Source organism: Xanthobacter sp. BG11Y11_SDJG, from assembly GCF_057364445.1.
The window spans coordinates 1-782 of the sequence record NZ_JBNFNU010000798.1 but is presented as its reverse complement, the minus strand read 5'-3'; the positions used below and the strand labels follow the sequence as shown (position 1 = coordinate 782).

The 782-nt window shown below is 74.9% G+C and carries 1 protein-coding gene; it reads right to left on the bottom strand.

All coding sequences use genetic code 11. The features are described 5' to 3' along the window. Window positions 1-33: 33 nt before the first annotated feature. Window positions 34-782: helix-turn-helix transcriptional regulator (locus AC2W7M_RS26595; RefSeq protein WP_486136195.1), on the bottom strand; the 749-nt coding region annotated here is incomplete at its 5' end.

Here is a 782-nt window from a genome sequence, read left to right as displayed (position 1 = left end):
ACCGGCCGAGCACGCCGCCCGCTTGCGAGCGCCTCAGCCGCCGCGGCGCCAGGCGGAGGGGGTCGGTGCCGGAAGCGGGCGCGGAAGGTGGCGGTTGAATAGGAGAGGTCGCCGGAAGCCGGTCTCGAACGCCACCGCGCTCACCGGCCGCCCGCCCTCCGGCCCCATGGCGGCGAGCGCCGCGTGCGCGGCGATCAGGCGCTGCTCCAGCACGTAGGCCGAGAAGGTAGTGCCCTCCGCCTGGAACTGCTTCTGGATCGCGCGCGGCGTCACCCCCACGAGCCGCGCCACCATGTCGAGGCTGAGGTCGCGGCGCTTCAGATGCGGGGCGATCGCGCCCTTCAGCGCCGCGAGCCGGTCCGGTTCGGAGGCGGCGTCGTCGGGGAAGAACACCACCCGCGCGAGGTCGCGCATATGCGCGCTCGCCAGCGCCGCATGGCGCTCGCTCTTGAGCGGGATCAGGCCCTGCATGACCGCGCCGGCATAGTGCACCAGCAGCAGCAGGCTGGCCTGGTCGGCGGCGGCGAACGGCAGCGGCCGGCGCGCCTCGGCCTCCCAGATGTCGGGCGGAATCATGAGGTGATCGACCCGCGTGCCGTCGCCGGCCGTGTAGGAGAACGGCAGCGCCAGCGACAGGAGCGCCCCTTGGCGGTCCTCGAGCACGATCCGGCGGCCGCACTGCTCCACCGGCAGGCGCCCGCCCACCGGTCGCAAAAGGATGAAGCCCGCAGCGCCGCCCGCCGGCGCACGGCGCGCAAGCGGGGCGCCGGCGGCGAAGCAGG